The following is a 20,752-nucleotide window of genomic DNA, read 5'->3' as shown; positions in this document are numbered from 1 at the left end:
GCTTTTATAGGAGGCAGAATATGAAAATCCATATTGTTCGACAAGGTGAAGTTTTTGAAGAGCTTGTACAAAAATATAATGTGCCATTTGAAAGATTATTAGAAGCAAATCCTGATCTAAATGGAGAAGTTTCATTAGAACCAGGAAGTAAAATTCGAATCCCCATGGGTAAGGTACCTCTTTCCGTTCCAAAACCAGAGAAAGAAGAAGCATTAGTAGATGAACTTCCTCCTATTTTTTTGGAGCCTGTGCCGGTTGAGGAGACAGAGTTAAGTTGGGAACTGGATGAAGAGGAATGGGAGGATCTAGAAGATGAGTTTGATGAGGAGGAGTTTTCGTCAGTAGCGGCACCATTTGCACCGATATTTCCAACTCAACCCGGTTTTCAACCCTATTTTTCAACGTCAAGTTTCGAACCGATGCCCTTTTTACCCTATCCTGTATACCAGCCTCCTGTCTACCCTCCTATGTCTTATCCGCGAACAAAAAAGGCGAAAAAAGAAAGCTCTTCTACGGTATACGAATGAATCTTAAACCAAATATAAAGCAATTGTCATTAGGATTACAAATGAAGATTCATGAAATAAAAGAATATCGAAACTATTGGCTTGTTATCGGGGAAACAGGAAAATGGGTGGCAAAACCAATAAAGGATAGGCAACACCATGTTTGGTGGTCAGATGTCGAACAAGAGCTTCGCAATAATGGATTTCATTCTTTTTCCCAGACGAAGCAAGTAGGATGTTGGCTCTTATCTGAATATATTGAAGGAAAATGTCCGATTTATAAAGATAGAGATATTGGCATCTCTTTGATGCAGACACTTGCTCAGTTTCACAAACATGGTCAAAAGTTAAATACGCCGCCTACTCCTCAGGCGGCGTATCTCTTATCCGATCGTTTATTTGACAGACTACAAGATTTTTATCATCATTTAATTCGGCGTGAGGATAGACCTGAAAAACTGACTCATTTGATTTCTGAATATGGTTCTATTTTTTATCAACATGGAAATGAGACTTATCGTACATTATGTGCATTGGGTTTACCTTATTTAGCTTTATCATCAAGAGATCAACATATGTTGAGTCATCGGGATTTAGCAAATCACAATTGGATCGTCGATCGTAATCAACAAGTGTGGTTAATCGATTTTGAAACGGCTGAGTATGACCTGCAAATCGGAGATGTTTGGCAAATATGTTCTCGAATAATGACAGAACATCAATGGGACATTCATTTGTTGCAAGAATTAATTTGTTCTTATGAATCTGTTAAGCCATTAAAAGACTGGGAAAAACAAATACTGGCTTGTCTTTTTCGGTTTCCTAATGAGTTTCTAAGAGAGACAATTGGTATACTAGATAAGAAAGCAGGTTATGACGGGAATAAAACTATCCCCTACATTGAAATGATCGCTTCTGACTATCCTATCTGGTTACAAAGAGTAGGACAGATAAATACTTGGTTCAGGAAGGGAAAGACTCAGTAGATTCATAGATTATGTTATGATGGTGAAGACAGGCGTTCAAGGAGGATGAAAACAACAAAATGAGAGTAGGATTAGCCCAATTTCGTCCCGTATTAGGGGACTTACAGCGAAATTTAGATCTTCACTTGGAATGGATTGAAAAGGCCAAACAAAACCAAGTGGAGTTACTTTTGTTTCCAGAATTAAGTTTAACGGGATATAGTCTATTAGATCTTACCTATGATGTAGGCCGGTCTGTTTACAGTGAAGATATCAGTAAGCTAGTCGCCCTCTCAAAGAGTTTGGATATTGTATTCGGTTTTGTGGAAATAAGTGAAGATTACATCCTTTATAATTCTACCCTTTATGCAAGTAAAGGAAAAATTGTACATATTCATAGAAAAGTCTATCTTCCAACTTACGGCATGTTTGATGAAGGCAGGTATTTTGGACGTGGAGAAGTAATAAGAAGTTTTCCAACGCAGTTTGGTCAAATGGGTATTCTGATCTGTGAAGATATGTGGCACCCATCAGCTCCATATTTGCTTGCTCAAGATCGTGCGCAAATTATTTTGATCCCTTCCAATTCCCCAGCTAGGTCCCTTGACCAAAATGAAGTTGGCTCGCAGTCTTTTTGGTATGCTAATTTGGAGAATCAAGCAGCACTTGGAGGCTTGTTCATGTTGTTTTGCAATCGAGTAGGGACAGAAGATGGAGTCAGTTTTTATGGGGGATCTGCCATTGTAAATCCTTATGGAGATGAGGTTGCTCGAGCAAATAGATTAGAGGAACAATTGCTTTGTGCAAATATCGATCTAGATGAAGTTCGCCGTTCTCGTTTTGAAACACCATTACTGCGTGATGAGAATCTGGATCTTACTATCAGAGAGTTAACTCGTATTCGCCAGAGTCGGTTAGAACAGAAGAGGTGGACTTGAATATGTCGACACAATTAGAAGAGCAATTACTTGCAGCTCCTTACTTAACATTGGATGCTCCATTAGCAGTAGAAATACTGACAGCAGCATTAAAGGAAGAAGTAGAAAAGGCAGGATTTCGTAAGGTGGTTCTTGGTTTATCTGGTGGGATAGATTCTGCATTGTCTCTCTACTTAGCTGTGCGAGCATTTGGTAAAGATAGTGTTATCGCAGTCTGTATGCCTTATCGAACAAGCAGTGCTTCTAGTCTTACCGATGCAGAAGAAGCAATTTCCGATACTGGTGTTCAGTCATTGAGAGTTGACATTAGCCCGCAAATTGATGCTTATTTTGAGTTAATGCCAGAAGCAACAGCTCTTCGCAAAGGAAATAAAATGGCACGTGAGCGTATGACGATTTTATATGATTTATCTGCTCATTTCCAGGCATTAGTGATTGGGACAAGCAATCGAACAGAATTACTGCTCGGTTATGGAACGCAGTTTGGAGATTCTGCATCTGCTGTCAATCCATTGGGAGACTTGTATAAAACGCAAGTACGGCAACTTTCCAAATTTATCGGTGTTCCACGTTCTATTTTAGACAAAGCTCCTAGTGCTGATTTATGGGAAGATCAGACGGATGAAAAAGAACTTGGTTTTTCTTATTTTGATGTCGATCGATTGCTGTATCATCTGCTCGATCGCCGTTTAACGAAGGAACAATTGTTAGAACAAGGTTTTTCTAATCAATTGATTGAACAGGTAACTAAGCGGATTACACGAAATCAATATAAACGAAGAATGCCTCTGATTTTAAAGATAAGCAATCGAACAGTTGGTGTCGATTTTCGTTATCTTCGTGATTGGGGCTTATAATATCTCTAGATAAGAGCAAGTAGGAGAGGGGAATAACATGGCAGGACATTCAAAATGGAAGAATATTCAACATCGAAAAGGACGACAAGATGCAATAAAAGGAAAAATATTTGCAAAACTGGGTAAAGAAATATACGTTGCTGCTCGTAGAGGAGATAAGGACCCAGCGAATAATAATCAATTACGTTTAGCGATAGCAAAGGCAAAATCACAAAATATGCCAAATGATAACATTGATCGGGCGATAAAAAAAGCAGCTGGAGAAGGTGATGGAAGTAATTATGAATCCATCATGTATGAAGGCTATGGTCCGGATGGAATCGCAGTTTTAGTTGAAGCGCTTACCGATAATCGAAATCGGACAGCAGCAGATGTGCGATTTGCATTTACCAAACGTAGTGGAAACTTAGGAGAATCAGGTTGTGTCTCTTGGATGTTTCATCGATATGGTGTCATTGAAATTGCCAAAGAAGATGTCTCTATAGAGGAAGAGGAAATGGAGCTTCTTTTGCTTGACTTAGATCCAGAGGATATAGAAATGACAGAAGAATCCTTTATTGTTTATGTCGTACCTGAGCGTTTAGAAGAAGTTCAGGAACAATTGCAGACTGCTCATCATATCTCCATTTCTTCAGCAGATGTAATGATGATTCCGGAAAATAAGATTCATGTTAAAGGAGAAACTATTAAGAAAGTACTGGATTTGATTGAGACATTGGAAGATCACGACGATGTACAAGCAGTTTTTACTAATTTTGATGCGGATGAAGAGGAGATAGAAAAATACAGCTAGTTTCTCGTCCTATCTGCTTAGATCACTCTTTGAAGTGATCTTTTTTTAATTTTCATCGACAATTAAGTAAAAAAAATCGTATGATGATAAAACCATATGAACCGATTGGTTTAGGTTATATTAAATGGGGAATCCAGTGAGGTGTTCAGATGAAACAAACCGTCCATGATAAAATTCGTTTTTTTTATTCTTTCCTTCAATCTCCAAGACGTATTGGAAGTGTTATTCCTAGTTCTTCTTATCTTGCCAGAGGAATGTTTCAATCTGTTGATTTTTCTCATATTCATTCGATTGTTGAACTTGGAGCTGGAACTGGAGTTTTCACTAAAATAATCGCAGAGAATCTTCAACCTACTACCAAAGGCCTTGTGTTTGAACAAAATAATAAAATGCGGAATAGGTTAGAGAACACCTTTCCGAATTTAAATTTCTATTCCAATGCCACTGAGTTGACAGATGTGGTAAAAACGCTGGAAGAAAAAGCGGTTGATGTCGTCATATCAAGTCTCCCATTTGCAAACTTTTCCCAGGAAATAAGAACGCAAATAGCACATGATATATATAAGGTATTAAAACCAGATGGTTTGTTAGTGGCGTTTCAATATTCCAGACAAATGAAAGCTGTTTTTGAATCATTGTTTGCAAACGTATCCACTACTTTTGTTCCTTTTAACATACCTCCAGCTTTTGTTTTTACTTGCAACAAAGTCCACCAATCATTCAAGAAAAATGCTGTCGAAGAAAATCGTTTATGGTAAAATAGCGGTGTTCGAGGATTCATGGCTTTTTTGAAAGATTCCTCACGGATGGGTTTTGGGGAGTGATCGGAATTGTCTTTTTTTGGTCGACTAGCGTGTTTTATTTTGTCGGTGGCAATTGTTTTGTCAGGTTGTTCAAACGAAGAACCTGTTAAAGCACAAAGTAAGGAGAAGTCAGTCAAGTATACCGCCGAACAATTTAGTCAATCGATGAAACTTACACAAGCAAAATCTTTACCTGTTCCACAAGTTAATATTTCCGAGTTAAAGCAAAAAGAAGCACTAGAAACGACAAAAATGCAGTACCAAACATCTTTTTATCGCGGTTCTAAATATAAGAAACAAGTAGCCCTAACTTTCGATGATGGACCTGATAACAATTATACGCCGAAAATTCTGGATATCTTAAAAAAAGAACATATCAAAGCGACCTTTTTTGTGGTTGGAACCATGGCCAAGCGCTATCCTTCTTCACTCAAGCGGATTTACGATGAAGGGCATGTGATTGGGAATCATTCTTGGAACCATCCGGTATTATCTAAATTGCCTGCACCAGCTGTTATGAAGCAAATCGAGGATACAAATAATGTAGTGACAAGCGTTATTGGCAAAACTCCTCTTTTGGTCCGTCCGCCATACGGTGCTCTGAATAAGAAATTGGAAAGTGTCGTCGGTAAAAAAGGCTATAAATTAATTTATTGGGATGTAGATACTCTGGATTGGAATCATCAATCTCCAGATAAGATTATGGCAACTGTGAAAAAAGAATTGAAGAAGGGGAGTATTATTTTACAGCACAGTGCTGGCGCACAGAGCATTCAGGCAACAGTAGATGTACTGCCAAAGCTTATCGCTTATCTGCGTAGTCAAGGTTATGAGTTTGTTACGATTGATAAGATGCTCCATTCTCCTGCATATACCAAAACTCCTATATTGGATCCCAAAAAACCGGTTGCCAAAATAAAATCAGAATCGACGAAAAGTTTTAATCATCAGAATAAATCACATGAAAAAGATTTTCCTTCTGATAAAAAGTTCAATCCGGATAAAAAGATGCAAACAACTCCTACGAATTAGGGGTTGTTTTTTTCCATCTATAAGTATTTTTGTGTTTTTGGGTAAAAATACATAGATGGAAAGGGGTTTTGCACTTGAGTAGTTCCACTCAAAAACAAGTATCTTGGGTTTTGCTGATCAAACGCGTTATTTTCATTGTCATAGGAGCTATTTTAGTTGCCTTTAGCCTAGAAATGTTAATGGTTCCGAACCGAGTTATTGATGGTGGAGTAGTTGGTATTTCCATCATGCTATCGTATTTAACCAATATCAGTCTTGGTCTTTATTTATTTATCTTAAACCTCCCATTTTTTTTATTTGGATACAAGCAAATAGGGAAAACATTTGCGATCTCTACTTTGTTTGGAGTTTTGGTGATGTCAATTGGAACGGTTCTGTTTGCAGACCATAAACCTATTACCAATGATCCTCTGCTCGCTGCAATATTTGGAGGGATTATTCTAGGTATTGGTGTTGGCTTAGTTCTTCGATACGGCGGTTCATTAGATGGAACTGAAATCTTGGCAATCTGGATCACGAGACGGATTCCATTTTCGATTGGTCAAATCGTTATGTTTTTTAATTTGTTTATTCTTGGTAGCGCAGGTTTTGTTTTTGGCAGCTGGGATCGAGCGATGTATTCACTAATTGCCTATTTTATTGCATTTAAGACCATAGATACGACGATTGAGGGCTTTGATGAAACAAAATTCGTTTGGATCATCAGTGATTTGTATAAAGAGATATCAGATGCCATATTACATAATTTAGGTAGAGGAGTAACTTTTTTAAATGGAGAAGGTGCTTACACAGGTGATACAAAACGGGTTATTTTTTGCATCGTTACTCGTTTAGAAGAAGCGAAATTAAAATCAATTGTTCAAGATATAGATCAGGATGCTTTTTTCGCAATTGGAAATATACATGATGTTCATGGGAAACAATTTGTCAATAATGAAATTCACTAATGTGTCGGTTCATAGACAGGTTGGGTAGGATGGTCTAAAATGGAAAGAAGCCACCACATAGAGAGAAAGGTAAGGCAAAACCATGACTACCCAACAATCTTTTTTACAACATCTACTCAAATTATTGCTTCGATATCACCGAAGATTGGGATTAAACCAACAACAGTACATATTGTTACATAGTTGTATCCAATTTGATGATATGGATGTTCTTGTAGAAGTTACGGGTTTATCAGAGGATCAGATTATGAATTCATTGACGGAGATGGCAAATCGAAAAATAATTGCTCTTACTCCAGATAAAAATATTAATCTCCAATACCTCTATCATTTGTTGAACATGGTTGAACAAGACAATATTCCTTTCCGTGAAATTCTTATCAAAGAATATGTGAGTGAAAAAAAACACAAAACCGGGCATGTTGGTCAAGTAGAGCTAGTTCCGATGAATAGTGGTATAGCAGTTAGGCTAAGAAATGGTACTTTTTTAACGATTGCTCGCTTGCGGGAATTGGCAGATGAGTTTGAGTTATTTGCTAATTCGATCAAAGAAGAAGAGATATGGAAAGTAAATTTGCAGTTATTGTCTCAAATTCATCGTGAAAAAGAGGAAACAATAGATAAAATTGTATGAAAAAGAGGAGCATGAGGAGTAAAATTGTGAAAATAATTGGAATTGATCCAGGAATAGCCATTGTTGGTTATTCCGTTTTAACGAGACGGGGAAATAAACTTCACCCTATCGACTATGGTAGTATAGAAACACCTGCGGGCATGCCGACACCTAAACGATTGAAAGAAGTATATGATGCAGCGAAACATTTATTTCAACTTCATCAGCCTGATGTCATAGCAATTGAAAAACTTTTTTTTAATCGAAACGTTACCAATGCATTTACGGTTAGTGCCGCCCGAGGAGTAATTATGCTTGCGGCAGAAGAGTGTAATATTGTTATAACCGAGTACACACCTTTGCAGGTTAAAATGGCGGTTACCGGATTTGGAAAAGCGGAGAAGAGTCAAGTACAAAAGATGGTTCAACGATTGCTTCATCTCCCTGCGATCCCAAAACCAGATGATGTAGCGGACGCACTAGCTATTGCAATTTGCGAAGTACATGCTGGATCGAGATAAGGGAGAGTTGAGATAGAGATGATTGAACGATTACGTGGGGAAATTTTTTTAGTAAACAGCGATTATATCGGTGTTGATGTTCAAGGTATTGGTTACCAAGTTTATGTAGTAAACCCTTATCAGTTTGAAGAGGGAGCTGCTAGTATCGTTTATATTCATCATGTGGTGAGAGAAGATGCTTCATTGCTCTATGGATTTGCAGTTCAGGAAGAGCGAGATTTGTTTCGTTCCTTGTTAGCCGTATCTGGAGTTGGCCCAAAAGCAGCTTTGGGGATATTATCTGCAGGTACACCTGCTCAAATTGTATCGGCAATTCAAGCTGAAAATGTTGCATTTTTAACAAAGCTTCCGGGAATAGGGAAGAAAACAGCTGCTAGATTAATCTTGGATCTTAAAGATAAACTAGCGCATTGGATGCCCAAAACAATCGAAATATCCACGCAAACCATTGTTCCTGAATCCAATGATCGAGAAATCGTAATCGACGCGTTAACGGGACTAGGTTATGATGAGAAAGAAGCAGCACAATTAGCAAACAACAGTTTTGAGGAAAATCAATCTGTAGAAGCTTGGATAAGAGCAGCATTGAGGCAAAAGGGGTGAGTGATTTGGAGGAGCGGATTATTTCCGCTAAATTAGCCATGGAAGAAGAGCAAGTGGAGTTTAGCCTTCGACCGAGGTTTTTAAGAGAATACATAGGGCAGTCTCATGCAAAAGAAAATCTGAAGATTTACATTGAGGCTGCAAAACAACGAAACGAATCACTCGATCATGTGTTATTGTATGGCCCTCCTGGATTAGGGAAAACGACATTATCTCATATCATAGCAAATGAAATGGAAGCTAATATCCGCACTACTTCTGGTCCTGCAATTGAGAGACCAGGCGATTTAGCGGCAATCTTAACTAATTTAGAAGCGAATGATGTTTTGTTTATCGATGAGATTCACCGATTAAATCGATCAGTAGAAGAAGTATTATATCCTGCGATGGAAGATTTTGCGCTTGATATTATAATCGGTAAAGGCCCGAGTGCAAGGACAGTACGCCTTGATTTACCCCCATTTACACTAGTTGGGGCGACGACAAGGGCAGGCTCTCTGTCTGCTCCGCTGCGCGACCGATTTGGAGTTGTCAGCAGGCTTGAATTTTACACAGAAGAAGAGTTATCCTTAATATTGCTTCGGACTGCTGATTTGCTTCAAGTTGGGATGAATGAGGAAGGTGCAGCTGAATTAGCTACTCGTTCAAGAGGAACTCCGCGCGTTGCAAATCGATTGCTCAAACGTGTACGTGACTATGTACAGGTTGAAGGTGATGGATTTATCAGTAGGGATGCAGCAGTTAGCGCATTGGATCGGATGCAGGTGGATAAAATGGGATTAGATCAGTTGGATCATCGATTACTCAAATCGATCCTTTCCAATTTTCGAGGTGGCCCAGTAGGTTTGGAAACCATTGCAGCTACTATTGGAGAAGAAAGTCACACAGTGGAAGACGTATTAGAGCCATACTTGATGCAGCTAGGCTTTTTAGAGCGTACTCCACGCGGGAGAATGGTTACGAAACAATGTGCCGATTACTTAGGTATGAAATGGCCTAAGTCTACGTAAAAACAGAGGCTTATGCCTCTTTTCTTTTTGGAGTTGATCGTGATGGATGTATCTATGTTTGATTATGATTTGCCAAGTGAACTTATTGCCCAAAAACCGATAGATGATCGTACAGCTTCTCGTCTGATGGTTGTCGATAAAAGGACAGGTGAGTTAGAGCATGCTACATTTCGAGATCTGCCTTCCTACCTTCAAAAAGGTGATCTATTGATTTTAAATAACAGTCGTGTCCGGCATGCAAGGCTTCTTGGAGTAAAAATCGAAACAGGTGCGAAAGTGGAGTTGTTATTATTAAAGCCCCTCGGTGATGATCGATGGGAAGCGCTAGTAAAACCTGCTAAACGTATGAAACCTGGTGCAATTGTGCAATTTGGTGATGGAGAACTCAGAGCGATTGCAGTTTCTCCAACGGATATAGCTGGGGGATGGATTTTTCAACTAGTGTATGAGGGAGATGTGGAACAGCTATTTCAGAAATTAGGACAAATGCCACTGCCTCCTTATATTCGGGAGCGACTTGAGGATAGTGAGCGATATCAAACGGTTTATTCGCAAGAAATCGGTTCTGCAGCTGCACCTACAGCAGGTTTACATTTTACTGAGGAATTACTTCGGGAATTGGAGGCAAAAGGAGTAGAGATTGGTTATGTGACGTTGCATGTAGGATTAGGGACATTTCGGCCAGTAGCAGTGGAACAAGTGGAAAACCATACGATGCATGCGGAATATTATGAGTTATCGCATGAGGTAGCTGAGCTGATAAAAAAGGCTAAACAAGATGGTCGAAGAATTGTTGCTGTTGGAACCACAACCGTTCGTACGTTAGAAACAATCGGCAATCATTTAGATGGAATTAGGGAAACTAACGGCTGGACAGACATTTTTATTTATCCAGGATATAAGTTTCAAGTGGTAGATGCGATGATCACTAATTTTCACCTTCCTAAATCTACTTTGTTAATGCTCGTAAGTGCTTTTAGCACACGAAATATCATGATGCAAGCATATAAGAAAGCAGTAGAAAGGGAATATCGCTTTTTTAGTTTTGGGGATGCCATGTTGATCAAGTAAAATGGTGGTTGAGCAGCAGAAGCTTTGGTGTATAATGGATATTGTGTATTTCAACAAGTGATGTGAGAAAGGAACAGGAACATTGGCTGTTCGTTACGAATTAATTAAAGTATGTGAGCAATCTGGTGCGAGATTGGGAAAACTACATACTCCACATGGTACAATTGATACACCTATTTTCATGCCCGTCGGAACACTGGCTACCGTGAAAACGATGAGTCCTGAAGAGTTAGTCGGGATGGAAGCACAGATTATTTTAAGTAATACATATCACCTTTTTTTGCGCCCAGGCCATGAGATCGTGCAAACAGCTGGAGGACTCCATCGCTTTATGAATTGGGATCGTCCCATTTTGACAGATAGCGGTGGTTTCCAAGTCTTTAGTTTGAGTAATCTGCGAAAAATTTCCGAAGAAGGGGTAGAATTTCGTTCTCACTTAAGTGGAGAAAAATTGTTTTTGTCCCCCGAAAGAGTGATGGAGATCGAAAACGCACTCGGAGCAGATATTATGATGGCATTTGATGAGTGTGCACCTTATCCTGCGGAGAGAAAGTATGTGGAAGACTCTGTAGCATTGACTTATCGTTGGGCGAAACGTTGTAAAGAAGCACATAAACGTCCAGAAGATCAAGCACTCTTTGGGATTGTACAAGGCGGAATGTATGCCGATTTACGAAAACAAAGTGCAGAGCAATTAGTCGAGCTCGATTTTCCCGGCTATGGTATCGGTGGATTGAGTGTAGGAGAATCCAAAGAACTTATGTATGAGACATTGGAAGTAACTACTCCACTTTTACCAGTGAATAAACCACGCTATTTGATGGGTGTGGGTTCCCCTGATGCATTGATCCAAGGCTCTATTCTTGGAGTGGATATGTTTGATTGTGTTCTTCCTACGAGAATAGCCAGAAATGGGACAACGATGACAAGCCAAGGTAGATTGGTGATTCGTAATGCAAAATATGAACGGGATTTTGGACCGCTTGACCCTGCTTGTGATTGTTATACTTGTCGTAATTATTCTCGTGCATATTTACGTCATCTGATCAAAGCAGATGAGACGTTTGGGTTACGATTGACGACCTACCATAACCTGTATTTCTTATTAAACTTAATGAAGCAAGTAAGAAAAGCGATTATGGAAGATCGATTACTCGATTTTCAAAAAGAATTTATGATCCAATATTATGGATCTCTAAATCCAACAAAAGCATTTTAGGGAGGAAACTTGATGACCAGTTCTTCATGGAGTATTGTGTATATCGTAGTGATGTTTGCGCTACTTTACTTTGTATTGATTCGCCCACAAAATAAACAGCGTAAAGAACAATCACAACTGCTTTCTGCTTTGAAAAAGGGAGATAAAGTAGTTACAATTGGTGGACTTCATGGTTCTATTGTTGATTTAAATGAGCAACGAGTAACTCTAAAAGTTAGTGATACTACTAGACTTGTATTTGAGCGTGGCGCAATCAAATCCAAAGTTTCGGAAGATACACCAGTAGCATCTGAGAAAAAAGAAAAAGTAGAAGAAACACCCATTGAGACCAAAGAAATCACAACTGAACCTACAGAAACAAAAGAAGAAGCGAAAGAGTCCAAATAGGCTCTCTCGCTTTTTTTATCTTGATGTATTTACCCCGAATATTCCACCTAAGGCACCGATTCCAAATGCAAATATTCCAAAGACGAGTGGATCAACTCGCATACTAGTGTCAAATGCGAGAAATGCTATCAGCCAAATAAATAAGGTATAAATGATCCCTTGAAGACCACCGTAATACCAACCCTTTTTTCTTGAACGTTTTCCTGATACAAATCCCGCAGATAAGAGAGCAATTGCATTTATGCAGAAGGTAATGGGAGGTAAGCTGCTCGTTTCCAGGCTAGTAAATCGGAGAAACAAAGCAGTAATCAGAGATAATCCGACAATAAAAGCCCATAGTATCATTTGTCCTGCCACCATTGGTGAATGCCATCCAGTGCGTAAGATATCTTTCATAAGGTCGAACCTCCTAGATATTCTTGGTACAACCTATGGAAAAAAGGTTTCTTTTATGACCATTTTTTCTCATAGAAACTTGGGATCAGGTAAAAATAGTAAAGGACATGAGTGGAAAAGGGAGCAATTTACTATGTTGAGCTTGATCCTCCGAACAACTTTTATCTACTTTTTTATTTTGTTGATGATGCGTTTGATGGGAAAAAGAGAAATAGGAAAATTATCCGTGTTTGATTTGATCGTCTCCTTTATGCTCGCTGACCTATCTGCGATGATAATAGAAGATAAAAAGTTAGAAATTATTAATGGGGTTACTCCAATTGTTACAATAGTTACACTTCAGATCTTGCTCTCTTTTATCATGTTGAAAAATAAAAGTGTTCGCAAACTGATTGATGGGGAGCCAACAGTCATTGTGCAACATGGTCAAATATTAGATCGTGTTATGGCGAAAAGTAGATATAATTTAGATGATTTAATGATGCAGCTAAGAGAAAAAAATATATCCAATATCAGCGATGTAGAGTATGCCATCTTAGAGACATCAGGAAAATTAAGTGTTTTTCCTAAAGTAGGAAAAACAGCAGTGACAAAAGAAGATATGAAACTAAAAAATCTACAGACCTTTCATCCTCCTGTTCCAGTTGTACTCGAAGGAAAAGTTTTAGAAGATGGATTACAACAGATCGGTCAAAATCGTTTTTGGCTAAAAAAAGAACTGCGTAAAAAAGGTTATAAAGAATTGTCAGATATCTTTTATGTCAGTGTGAATTATGAAGGTAAGCTATTTATTGATGCAAAAGACAAAAAACATTAGCTGGGCAATACTTTGGCAATCCATTTACCTACATAAGGAATTCGATTTACATCTGTCTTTCGAACAAGACTGAAAAGTAACAAGCAAATAAAATAGATACCAAAACTGCTAATACTAGTTAAGAGTACTTTTTGCAGCAATGGTGTGCCTTCTTGCTGGATTAAATAATAAGCAACTGCACCCATAGTTATCACTGAAAAAGTTAGTTTCGAAATGGGTCTTAGATGTAAAGAAATTGGCACATATTTTAAAATGCTGATAAAGTGAAGTCCTGTGACTAAAATAATTCCTATATTAATAGCGATAGCTACTCCATCAATACCTAGAGAGGGTCTTGAAGCGAGTAAAAAGATAAGTGGAATCTTTAAAATTGCGCCAATAATCGAATTTCGCATGGCAATATTTGCTTTATCTAATCCTTGCAGGACTGATGCAAATGGACCTTGCAAATAATGAATAAATGACACAGGTGCGATGATATAAATCATATGTGCGATCTCTTTTTTGTGGTAGAGTAATATAGACAATGGTTCAGCTAAAATCAGAATAAAAACGGTACAAGGAGCTCCAATTAAAAGGGAGAGGCGAATTGCTTGTTGTAGTCGATGTTCGATAAGTTTTGGTTGATTTTGAGCAGCTGCCTCACTTATAGCTGGCACGAGTGATACGGTTAAGGCATAGGTGATAAAAGTTGGAAAGAAAATGAGGGGTATTGCCATTCCTTCCAATCGACCATAAAGAGCAGTGGCGACAGATGTAGCGATTCCAGCGATAGCGAGACTCTGGGCAACTACAATAGGTTCTAACGCATAGGAGAGAGAACCTATCATTCTACTCAGTGTAACTGGAACAGAAACACGTAAGACTTCTTTCAGACTTCTCATAAGGTGTTTTGGTTTTTGAAACAAGGTGAGAGGTACATACTTTTCATCTCTTCGATAACTGATATAAATGTAGATCATCCCTACAAATTCTCCTACTACCATCCCTAACATTGCTCCAGCAGCAGCATATGCAATTCCATATGGCAATAAATATTGTGCTAGAAAAATAACAGTAAATATTCTTACCATCTGCTCTGCGATTTGTGCAATTGCATAAGGGCTCATATTTTGTCGACCTTGAAAATAACCTCGAAAGATCGAAGATATAGCGATAATAGGGATAACAGGTGTTATGGCTAACAGAGTATAGATCGTCCTGCCATCTGTGAGTAACACATGTGCAATTTTAGATGCCCCAAAAAAAATAGAAATGGCAATGATTACACTGGTGATCAATACGATAAAGATTGATACAATAAGTATTGCTGGAACACGATCTTCTTCTCCTCGTGCTTCCGCTTCTGAAATCAATTTTGAGATAGCTACAGGAATACCTGCTGTAGTAACTACTACAGCGAAGATTAAAATAGGAAAAACCATTTGGAACAATCCCATTCCCTCATCTCCAATAATCCGAGATAAGGCAATGCGATATACAAAACCTAGTATTTTAGTGATAAATCCAGCCCCAACTAGGATAATGGTTCCATAGAGAAAACCTTGTTTGGTCATAAGCCTCCCCTTCTCGTTCACAGATCCTTTGTAAAATTTGTATGCCTTGTCCGTTGGTTCCATGTCTGAAAGTTATCCATTAGCAGGAAGCGACATGATAGATGTCGAATTTTTGCGATAGTAGATAGAGAGAAAGGATGAAAAAAATGGCAAAAGCATTAAGAGCAGTTAGTATGAAACGAAACCGTACCGATGTCGAATTATTGACAGAACAAGAGTTGAAAAATTGTATAGAAGATTTATGTGATAGTAAAGCAGATGAATTTCGTATGTATGGATATGAAGATGTGACTGGGGAACAAATTTGGGCATGTGTATCAGAAGGATATCGCCGTGGTTGGCCAAGATTAAATCGTCTTGTAAATGATATTATGTCTTTAAAAGCAAATCGGTTTATGAACTGGCTGATGTTAAGTGTTTATAAAGCTGATTAGCCTAAAAATTTATGCGACTCGCTTGAGTCGCTCTTTTTCGTACATAAGTAATAGTATATTTTTGTATGTTTGACAACGTTATTCTTCTGCTGGGATAATGGAATTGTAATTTTTTGCAGACAATGTTTTTATGAGAGATGAAGGAGTATGAAGGATGAGAGTAAAACGCGGTAAAATAGTGATATTTGTCCTCCTTACTGTAATCATTCTCGGAACTGTTTTGTCCACAACCGAAACAATCTGGGGTAGGATTACCAAAGGATTAGACTTACAGGGAGGATTTGAAGTACTTTATCAAGCTGCTCCCAACCAAAAAGTAAATACAGATATCTTGAACCAAACAGCGAGTGCGATCCGGAATCGGATTGATATCTTAGGCGTTACAGAGCCGGATATAACCATTGAGCCCCCCAATCGAATCCGTGTACAAATAGCCGGAGTCAAGGATCAGAAAAAAGCTCGTGATATTATTGGAAAGCCAGCACAATTGACTTTTCGTGACCCTACTGGAAAGAAAGTGTTACTAAAAGGAACAGATTTAAAACCAGGTAGTGCCAAAGTGGGTTATGATTCGAACAATCAGCCGCTCGTAGAAATTCAACTTACAGATGCTAAGAAATTTGAGGCGATTACTCGTAAATACATAGGGCAGCCAATGCCCATCTACTTAGATGAAAATGAGTTGAGTGCTCCGACTATCGTGCAAGCGATACCAGGGGGACGAGCTACTATCAGTGGACAAGAGACGGTAGACAAAGCTCAAGATTTAGCAAGTCTGCTAAATGCAGGAGCACTGCCTATTAAGCTCACAGAGGTTCAAAGTTATGCAGTAGATGCAAGTTTAGGGGAAGAGGCATTAAAAGATAGTTTGAAAGCAGGTGCCTATGCGATTTTAGCTATATTTATTTTTGTGATCGGTTATTATCGCTTACCAGGTCTAGTAGCCGTTATTACTTTGATTGCATACGGTTATCTTGTGCTGTTGGTTTTTGATGCGTTAAATATGACCTTAACCTTGCCAGGGCTAGCTGCCTTTATATTAGGAATTGGGATAGCAGTCGATGCTAATATCATTATGAATGAACGCATAAGAGAAGAACTGCGGCATGGAAAGAGTGTTCGTGCTTCAGTGAAAACGGGATCTAGACGTTCTTTCCTAACTATTATTGATGCTCACGTGACCACGATTGTTGCATCTTTGTTACTCTTTTACTTTGGAACAGCTGCAGTAAAAGGATTTTCTGTATCCCTCATGGCTGGGATCATCGTAAGTTTATTAACAGCAGTAGCATTATCAAGAATCATGGTAAATTTATTGGTTAAATCTAATCTGATGAACAAGCCTAGCTGGTTTAATGTGAAAGAGGATGAGATTAGTGACTTATAACATAGATTTTGTAGGAAAACGGAAATTGTTTTTTGGTATCTCGATTCTCCTGATTGTTGCAGGAATTGTCTCTTTGTTTGTACAACAGTTAAATTTGGGGATAGATTTTGTAAGCGGAACGAGATTGGATATTTCCATTGGTAAAACAGTGAATATCAATGAATCTAAAAACATACTTACCAAGCTCGGATATCAAAATCCGAATGCACGAGTGGGTGGGAAAAAATCAGATATACTCATTTTTCGTACTTCTGAAACGATAAATCCTGCCAAAGTAGCTGAAATAACCTCTGCTTTTAACAAAGCATTTAAAACAAAAGTTAGTGTTCAATCGCAAGTTGTAGATCCTATCATTGGTCGTGAATTGGCGAGAAACGCGATTATCGCTACTTTGCTTGCATGTGTGGCTATTGTTATTTATGTGTCTATTCGGTTTGAACACCGATTTGCTATAGCAGCTGTTATTACGTTGTTTTATGATGCATTGTTCACAATTGGTATCTTCTCCATTTTTCAAATCGAGGTTGATGTTGTGTTTATTGCAGCTATCCTGACAATTATTGGATACTCCATCAACGATACGATCGTTATCTTCGATCGAATTCGTGAAAACTATGATCGTCAGCAGCCTAAAAAATGGGAAGATCTAGCATCCATGGTCAATGAAAGTATTCGACAAACATTAGTTCGTTCTATTAATACAGTTGTTACTGTTCTCTTAGCGGCATTGGCTTTGGTTCTGCTAGGAGGGGAGAGTATTCGCAATTTCTCCTTAGCTCTTATACTAGGTTTGGTTTCGGGAGCATATTCATCCATTTTCATCGCAAGTCAAATATGGATCGTATGGACATGGAAATCAATTCAAAAGAAAGTGTCATCCTCTGCATAGAGACTGCTTGTTTCAGCATTTTAGAGAAAAAATGATCGGTAGAGATAAACCGCGAACTTCGCGGTTTTATCATTGTTCAAAGGAAGAGAGGGGGTATGGAGTTGCTACATCCCAAATCTAGATGGAATACGATACCAGTAGCTTCTGAGGAAATTCAAATATTAAAAGATGAGCTTTCTTTGCATCCCATGGTAGCTCGCATTTTGATACGAAGAGGTCTGCGTGAAAAAGAAGAAGTCAAACGGTTTTTACAACCTTCCTTGGACTCTTTGCATGATCCCTTTCTTCTACATGATATGACCAAAGCAGTCGAGAGAATCAGAGCTGCCATCCAAAATCAAGAACGAATTAGAATTTATGGTGATTATGATGTAGATGGTGTATCGAGTACAAGCTTGATGCTACAAGTATTTGAAGTACTTGGAGCACAAGTAGACTACTATATTCCAAATCGATTTCGAGAAGGATATGGGCTACATCAAGCGGCCATTCAATCAGCCAAAGACGAGGGAATAAGTTTACTGGTGACAGTTGATACAGGGATTAGCGCCGTGGAACAAGCTGCATTTGCTAAATCCATCGGTTTAGATCTCATTATTACTGATCATCATGAACCTTCTGCGGTAATTCCAGAAGCGGTGGCTGTCTTAAATCCCAAAAAGCCAAATTGTTCCTATCCAGATAAACAGCTTGCTGGAGTCGGAGTAGCTGCAAAATTGGCCACAGCCTTGTTGGGAGAAGTTCCCACTCGTTGGCTTGATTTAGTAGCATTAGGTACTATTGCCGACCTAGTTCCCTTAAAAGGAGAAAACAGGATATTTGCTTCTTTTGGTTTGAACTGCATGAATTCACAGACCAATATAGGATTGACTGAATTAATGGCAGTTTCGGGGATTGAGAAAAAAGTAAATGCTGGACATGTAGGATTTTCTCTAGGTCCTCGTATTAATGCGATTGGAAGGCTTTCTTCTGCTACAGAAGCAGTAGAATTGTTAACTACGAAAGATAAAACACGAGCTAAGCAGTTGGCGATGTTATTAAATGAAAAAAACATCGAACGTCAAACATTGGTAGATACTGCCACAATGGAAGCAGTTGCCCAAGTAGAAGCAGATAAACAATTACACAGCAAAGTAATCGTGGTATATAAAGAAGATTGGAACTTAGGAGTAGTTGGGATTGTTGCATCCAGGCTGGTAGAGACATTTTATCGACCTACTATTGTACTTGGAAAAGATCAGAAAACAGGTCTTTTAAAAGGGTCTGCAAGAAGTATTCGTGGATTTCATTTGCATCGAGCATTGACAGGAGCCAGTAGACTGCTATCGACTTATGGAGGCCACGAAATGGCAGCAGGAATGGCTCTAACAGAAACGAATCTGCCTCATTTTCATTCCAAGCTTACAGAATTAGCCGAAGAGTGGTTGACTAGTGCAGATTATATAAAAGAAACGCTGGTTGAAGAAAAGATTTCAATAGCAGATGCAAATACGGCGTTAATTGATTCATTAAATCAACTAGAGCCTTATGGTATTGGCAACCCAGTTCCTTTGTTTCAAATTGAAGAAACAGAGGCTTACCGATTAGATTGGATGGGTGGTCAATCTAATCATCTCAAATTACATTTAAAAGATGATAGTGGTAATAAATTGGAAGCGGTTCGTTTTCGGTGTAGTGAACTTGCAAATCAATTAACAGTTGGGGCGAATACTCAAATCGTGGGAGAATTGCAAGTAAACGAGTGGAATGGGAGAAGAAAAGCGCAGGTTTTGATACGAGACTTGGCTATCCCTCATCTGCAAATATTTGATTGGCGTACCAATCGAAAAGAAGCTAGAGTCGCAGAGTTAGCTGGAAAAGCGGTGCTATGTATTTCTTCGAGCAAAGAGAGGTATACCAATTTAGAAGAAGGACAATTGTACACATGGGATGACGATATTCCCCACGATCTCCCATTTGCTCATCTTGCTCTCTTGGATGCTCCTCCATCCGTTGTGAGGTTTAAAACAGTAATTCAAAGTTTAAAGAATACGGAGCGTATCTATGTTTGTTTTGGTGATGAAGATATGGTATATCGTTTACCAGTCGTTCCCAGTCGTGAGAAATGTAAGCTTATGTATCAAACACTTTGGGCGAAACGTTCTACCCGTATCCCAATGCAGGCGAGTATTGATGCATTGAGTAAACGTCTTGCTATGTCTGCTAGAGTTATTCGTTTTTTAATGGATGTTTTTGAGGAATTAAATTTTATTGCCATTGAGGATGATCAAGTAGAAGTTATAGCTAATCCAATAAAACGTGATTTATTCGAATCCAACATATATCAACAAGGAAGAGACCAAGCAGAAGTACTTCAGACACTTATCTATTCTTCTTTTCGTGAATTGAGCAAAACAATTAAAGGAGCATAACGTACATGAACTTAAAAGATATAATTCGCGTTATCCCGGATTTTCCTCAACCGGGTATTCGCTTCAAAGATATTACAACTCTATTGAAAAATGGTCCTGCTTACCAATTCATGATCAATCAACTAGTAGACATTTATAAAGATAAAAAAATTGATTTAATTGTTGGACCTGAGGCTAGAGGTTTTGTTATTGCAGCACCTCTGGCCTATGCGTTAGGAGTTGGATTTGTACCTGTTCGTAAACCAAATAAACTTCCGCATGAAACGATTGAAGTCACATATGATCTGGAATATGGTCAAGACTCGCTTGTCATGCATAAAGATGCAATATTGCCTGGTCAGCGGGTGCTTATAGCAGATGATTTATTAGCTACAGGCGGGACCATTTCAGCGACACTTGAATTGGTAAAGCAACTAGATGCTGAAGTGGTAGGCGCAGCATTTTTAATTGAGCTGGCTTACTTAGATGGACGTGAAAAATTAGGAGATATCGACATACAGACATTGGTTCAATATTAGAAGTGAGGTGGTTTGTACCACCTCATTTTTTTGTACTCTGGTTTTGAAAAATGATAAAGGATTAAACAATCAACATTTT

The 20,752-nt window shown here is 38.6% G+C and carries 23 protein-coding genes; 21 read left to right on the top strand and 2 right to left on the bottom strand.

The window, feature by feature from the left end:
- Positions 1 to 20 precede the first annotated feature (20 nt).
- The 15 genes from AC5WOE_RS06105 to yajC all read left to right on the top strand — a co-directional run bounded on the left by AC5WOE_RS06105 (position 21) and on the right by yajC (position 12,265).
- Positions 21 to 527, top strand: coding sequence for a LysM peptidoglycan-binding domain-containing protein (locus tag AC5WOE_RS06105; RefSeq protein WP_496052154.1), 507 nt, complete (start codon positions 21 to 23; stop codon positions 525 to 527).
- A gap of 41 nt (positions 528 to 568) precedes the next feature.
- Complete coding sequence (locus tag AC5WOE_RS06100) at positions 569 to 1,492, top strand: phosphotransferase (RefSeq protein WP_496049598.1); 924 nt, start codon at positions 569 to 571, stop codon at positions 1,490 to 1,492.
- 59 nt (positions 1,493 to 1,551) lie between these two features.
- Positions 1,552 to 2,409 carry a nitrilase-related carbon-nitrogen hydrolase gene (locus AC5WOE_RS06095; RefSeq protein ID WP_496049599.1) on the top strand — a complete coding sequence of 286 codons (858 nt, stop codon included), beginning with the start codon at positions 1,552 to 1,554 and terminating at the stop codon, positions 2,407 to 2,409.
- Between the two features lie 2 nt (positions 2,410 to 2,411).
- Positions 2,412 to 3,266: an NAD+ synthase gene (locus AC5WOE_RS06090; protein WP_496049600.1), complete on the top strand. Its 855-nt coding sequence runs from the start codon at positions 2,412 to 2,414 to the stop codon at positions 3,264 to 3,266.
- Between the two features lie 37 nt (positions 3,267 to 3,303).
- Positions 3,304 to 4,059, top strand: coding sequence for a YebC/PmpR family DNA-binding transcriptional regulator (locus tag AC5WOE_RS06085; RefSeq protein ID WP_496049601.1), 756 nt, complete (start codon positions 3,304 to 3,306; stop codon positions 4,057 to 4,059).
- Positions 4,060 to 4,208: 149 nt separating this feature from the next.
- Positions 4,209 to 4,817, top strand: a complete 609-nt coding sequence (locus tag AC5WOE_RS06080) for a class I SAM-dependent methyltransferase (protein WP_496052153.1) — start codon at positions 4,209 to 4,211, stop codon at positions 4,815 to 4,817.
- A 72-nt stretch (positions 4,818 to 4,889) separates the two neighbouring features.
- The gene (locus tag AC5WOE_RS06075) at positions 4,890 to 5,894 is read left to right on the top strand and encodes a polysaccharide deacetylase family protein (protein ID WP_496049603.1); all 1,005 of its coding nucleotides are present in this window, start codon (positions 4,890 to 4,892) and stop codon (positions 5,892 to 5,894) included.
- Between the two features lie 74 nt (positions 5,895 to 5,968).
- The gene (locus AC5WOE_RS06070) at positions 5,969 to 6,841 is read left to right on the top strand and encodes a YitT family protein (RefSeq protein WP_496049604.1); all 873 of its coding nucleotides are present in this window, start codon (positions 5,969 to 5,971) and stop codon (positions 6,839 to 6,841) included.
- Between the two features lie 82 nt (positions 6,842 to 6,923).
- Positions 6,924 to 7,475 (top strand): hypothetical protein, encoded by a 552-nt coding sequence (locus AC5WOE_RS06065; protein ID WP_496049605.1) that lies wholly within the window; start codon positions 6,924 to 6,926, stop codon positions 7,473 to 7,475.
- Between the two features lie 26 nt (positions 7,476 to 7,501).
- Complete coding sequence (gene ruvC / locus AC5WOE_RS06060) at positions 7,502 to 7,975, top strand: crossover junction endodeoxyribonuclease RuvC (protein WP_496049606.1); 474 nt, start codon at positions 7,502 to 7,504, stop codon at positions 7,973 to 7,975.
- Positions 7,976 to 7,993: 18 nt separating this feature from the next.
- Entirely contained in the window at positions 7,994 to 8,578 is a 585-nt protein-coding gene (ruvA, locus tag AC5WOE_RS06055) for a Holliday junction branch migration protein RuvA (RefSeq protein ID WP_496049607.1), read from the top strand.
- Between the two features lie 5 nt (positions 8,579 to 8,583).
- On the top strand, positions 8,584 to 9,588 hold the full coding sequence (ruvB, locus tag AC5WOE_RS06050; RefSeq protein ID WP_496049954.1) for a Holliday junction branch migration DNA helicase RuvB: 1,005 nt from the start codon (positions 8,584 to 8,586) through the stop codon (positions 9,586 to 9,588).
- A 42-nt stretch (positions 9,589 to 9,630) separates the two neighbouring features.
- The gene (gene queA, locus AC5WOE_RS06045; RefSeq protein ID WP_496049608.1) at positions 9,631 to 10,659 is read left to right on the top strand and encodes a tRNA preQ1(34) S-adenosylmethionine ribosyltransferase-isomerase QueA; all 1,029 of its coding nucleotides are present in this window, start codon (positions 9,631 to 9,633) and stop codon (positions 10,657 to 10,659) included.
- Between the two features lie 82 nt (positions 10,660 to 10,741).
- Positions 10,742 to 11,878 (top strand): tRNA guanosine(34) transglycosylase Tgt, encoded by a 1,137-nt coding sequence (gene tgt / locus AC5WOE_RS06040; RefSeq protein ID WP_496052152.1) that lies wholly within the window; start codon positions 10,742 to 10,744, stop codon positions 11,876 to 11,878.
- Positions 11,879 to 11,890: 12 nt separating this feature from the next.
- On the top strand, positions 11,891 to 12,265 hold the full coding sequence (gene yajC, locus AC5WOE_RS06035; RefSeq protein ID WP_496049610.1) for a preprotein translocase subunit YajC: 375 nt from the start codon (positions 11,891 to 11,893) through the stop codon (positions 12,263 to 12,265).
- 15 nt (positions 12,266 to 12,280) lie between these two features.
- On the opposite strand, the gene AC5WOE_RS06030 is transcribed toward yajC, so the two are convergent.
- The gene (locus AC5WOE_RS06030) at positions 12,281 to 12,661 is read right to left on the bottom strand and encodes a TIGR04086 family membrane protein (RefSeq protein ID WP_240873911.1); all 381 of its coding nucleotides are present in this window, start codon (positions 12,659 to 12,661) and stop codon (positions 12,281 to 12,283) included.
- Positions 12,662 to 12,794: 133 nt separating this feature from the next.
- On the opposite strand from AC5WOE_RS06030, the gene AC5WOE_RS06025 reads away from it, so the two are divergent.
- On the top strand, positions 12,795 to 13,478 hold the full coding sequence (locus AC5WOE_RS06025; RefSeq protein ID WP_496049611.1) for a DUF421 domain-containing protein: 684 nt from the start codon (positions 12,795 to 12,797) through the stop codon (positions 13,476 to 13,478).
- On the opposite strand, the gene spoVB is transcribed toward AC5WOE_RS06025, so the two are convergent.
- Complete coding sequence (spoVB, locus tag AC5WOE_RS06020) at positions 13,475 to 15,034, bottom strand: stage V sporulation protein B (RefSeq protein WP_496049612.1); 1,560 nt, start codon at positions 15,032 to 15,034, stop codon at positions 13,475 to 13,477. The two genes, AC5WOE_RS06025 and spoVB, sit on opposite strands and share 4 nt — an antisense overlap.
- 146 nt (positions 15,035 to 15,180) lie before the next feature.
- On the opposite strand from spoVB, the gene AC5WOE_RS06015 reads away from it, so the two are divergent.
- The 5 genes from AC5WOE_RS06015 to AC5WOE_RS05995 all read left to right on the top strand — a co-directional run bounded on the left by AC5WOE_RS06015 (position 15,181) and on the right by AC5WOE_RS05995 (position 20,673).
- A complete protein-coding gene (locus tag AC5WOE_RS06015) occupies positions 15,181 to 15,468 on the top strand; it encodes a post-transcriptional regulator (RefSeq protein WP_496049613.1) in 288 nt (95 codons plus the stop codon).
- A 154-nt stretch (positions 15,469 to 15,622) separates the two neighbouring features.
- A complete protein-coding gene (gene secD, locus AC5WOE_RS06010; protein ID WP_496049614.1) occupies positions 15,623 to 16,855 on the top strand; it encodes a protein translocase subunit SecD in 1,233 nt (410 codons plus the stop codon).
- Complete coding sequence (secF, locus tag AC5WOE_RS06005; RefSeq protein ID WP_496049615.1) at positions 16,845 to 17,744, top strand: protein translocase subunit SecF; 900 nt, start codon at positions 16,845 to 16,847, stop codon at positions 17,742 to 17,744. The genes secD and secF overlap by 11 nt, the downstream gene beginning before the upstream one ends.
- A gap of 101 nt (positions 17,745 to 17,845) precedes the next feature.
- Positions 17,846 to 20,155, top strand: coding sequence for a single-stranded-DNA-specific exonuclease RecJ (recJ, locus tag AC5WOE_RS06000; RefSeq protein ID WP_496049616.1), 2,310 nt, complete (start codon positions 17,846 to 17,848; stop codon positions 20,153 to 20,155).
- Positions 20,156 to 20,160: 5 nt separating this feature from the next.
- Positions 20,161 to 20,673 carry an adenine phosphoribosyltransferase gene (locus AC5WOE_RS05995; protein ID WP_496049617.1) on the top strand — a complete coding sequence of 171 codons (513 nt, stop codon included), beginning with the start codon at positions 20,161 to 20,163 and terminating at the stop codon, positions 20,671 to 20,673.
- Positions 20,674 to 20,752: the final 79 nt, after the last annotated feature.

Source organism: Shimazuella sp. NTD248, from assembly GCF_059510395.1.
This window is presented reverse-complemented; position numbering and strand designations above follow the sequence as displayed.

What these genes read in the sequence shown, in the direction of transcription:
- AC5WOE_RS06105 (WP_496052154.1), top strand. Translation starts at nt 21, where the DNA reads ATGAAAATCCATATTGTTCGACAAGGTGAAGTTTTTGAAGAGCTTGTA.
- AC5WOE_RS06100 (WP_496049598.1), top strand. Translation starts at nt 569, where the DNA reads ATGAAGATTCATGAAATAAAAGAATATCGAAACTATTGGCTTGTTATC.
- AC5WOE_RS06095 (WP_496049599.1), top strand. Translation starts at nt 1,552, where the DNA reads ATGAGAGTAGGATTAGCCCAATTTCGTCCCGTATTAGGGGACTTACAG.
- AC5WOE_RS06090 (WP_496049600.1), top strand. Translation starts at nt 2,412, where the DNA reads ATGTCGACACAATTAGAAGAGCAATTACTTGCAGCTCCTTACTTAACA.
- AC5WOE_RS06085 (WP_496049601.1), top strand. Translation starts at nt 3,304, where the DNA reads ATGGCAGGACATTCAAAATGGAAGAATATTCAACATCGAAAAGGACGA.
- AC5WOE_RS06080 (WP_496052153.1), top strand. Translation starts at nt 4,209, where the DNA reads ATGAAACAAACCGTCCATGATAAAATTCGTTTTTTTTATTCTTTCCTT.
- AC5WOE_RS06065 (WP_496049605.1), top strand. Translation starts at nt 6,924, where the DNA reads ATGACTACCCAACAATCTTTTTTACAACATCTACTCAAATTATTGCTT.
- ruvA (WP_496049607.1), top strand. Translation starts at nt 7,994, where the DNA reads ATGATTGAACGATTACGTGGGGAAATTTTTTTAGTAAACAGCGATTAT.
- queA (WP_496049608.1), top strand. Translation starts at nt 9,631, where the DNA reads ATGGATGTATCTATGTTTGATTATGATTTGCCAAGTGAACTTATTGCC.
- yajC (WP_496049610.1), top strand. Translation starts at nt 11,891, where the DNA reads ATGACCAGTTCTTCATGGAGTATTGTGTATATCGTAGTGATGTTTGCG.
- AC5WOE_RS06030 (WP_240873911.1), bottom strand. Translation starts at nt 12,661, where the DNA reads ATGAAAGATATCTTACGCACTGGATGGCATTCACCAATGGTGGCAGGA.
- AC5WOE_RS06025 (WP_496049611.1), top strand. Translation starts at nt 12,795, where the DNA reads ATGTTGAGCTTGATCCTCCGAACAACTTTTATCTACTTTTTTATTTTG.
- spoVB (WP_496049612.1), bottom strand. Translation starts at nt 15,034, where the DNA reads ATGACCAAACAAGGTTTTCTCTATGGAACCATTATCCTAGTTGGGGCT.
- AC5WOE_RS06015 (WP_496049613.1), top strand. Translation starts at nt 15,181, where the DNA reads ATGGCAAAAGCATTAAGAGCAGTTAGTATGAAACGAAACCGTACCGAT.
- secD (WP_496049614.1), top strand. Translation starts at nt 15,623, where the DNA reads ATGAGAGTAAAACGCGGTAAAATAGTGATATTTGTCCTCCTTACTGTA.
- AC5WOE_RS05995 (WP_496049617.1), top strand. Translation starts at nt 20,161, where the DNA reads ATGAACTTAAAAGATATAATTCGCGTTATCCCGGATTTTCCTCAACCG.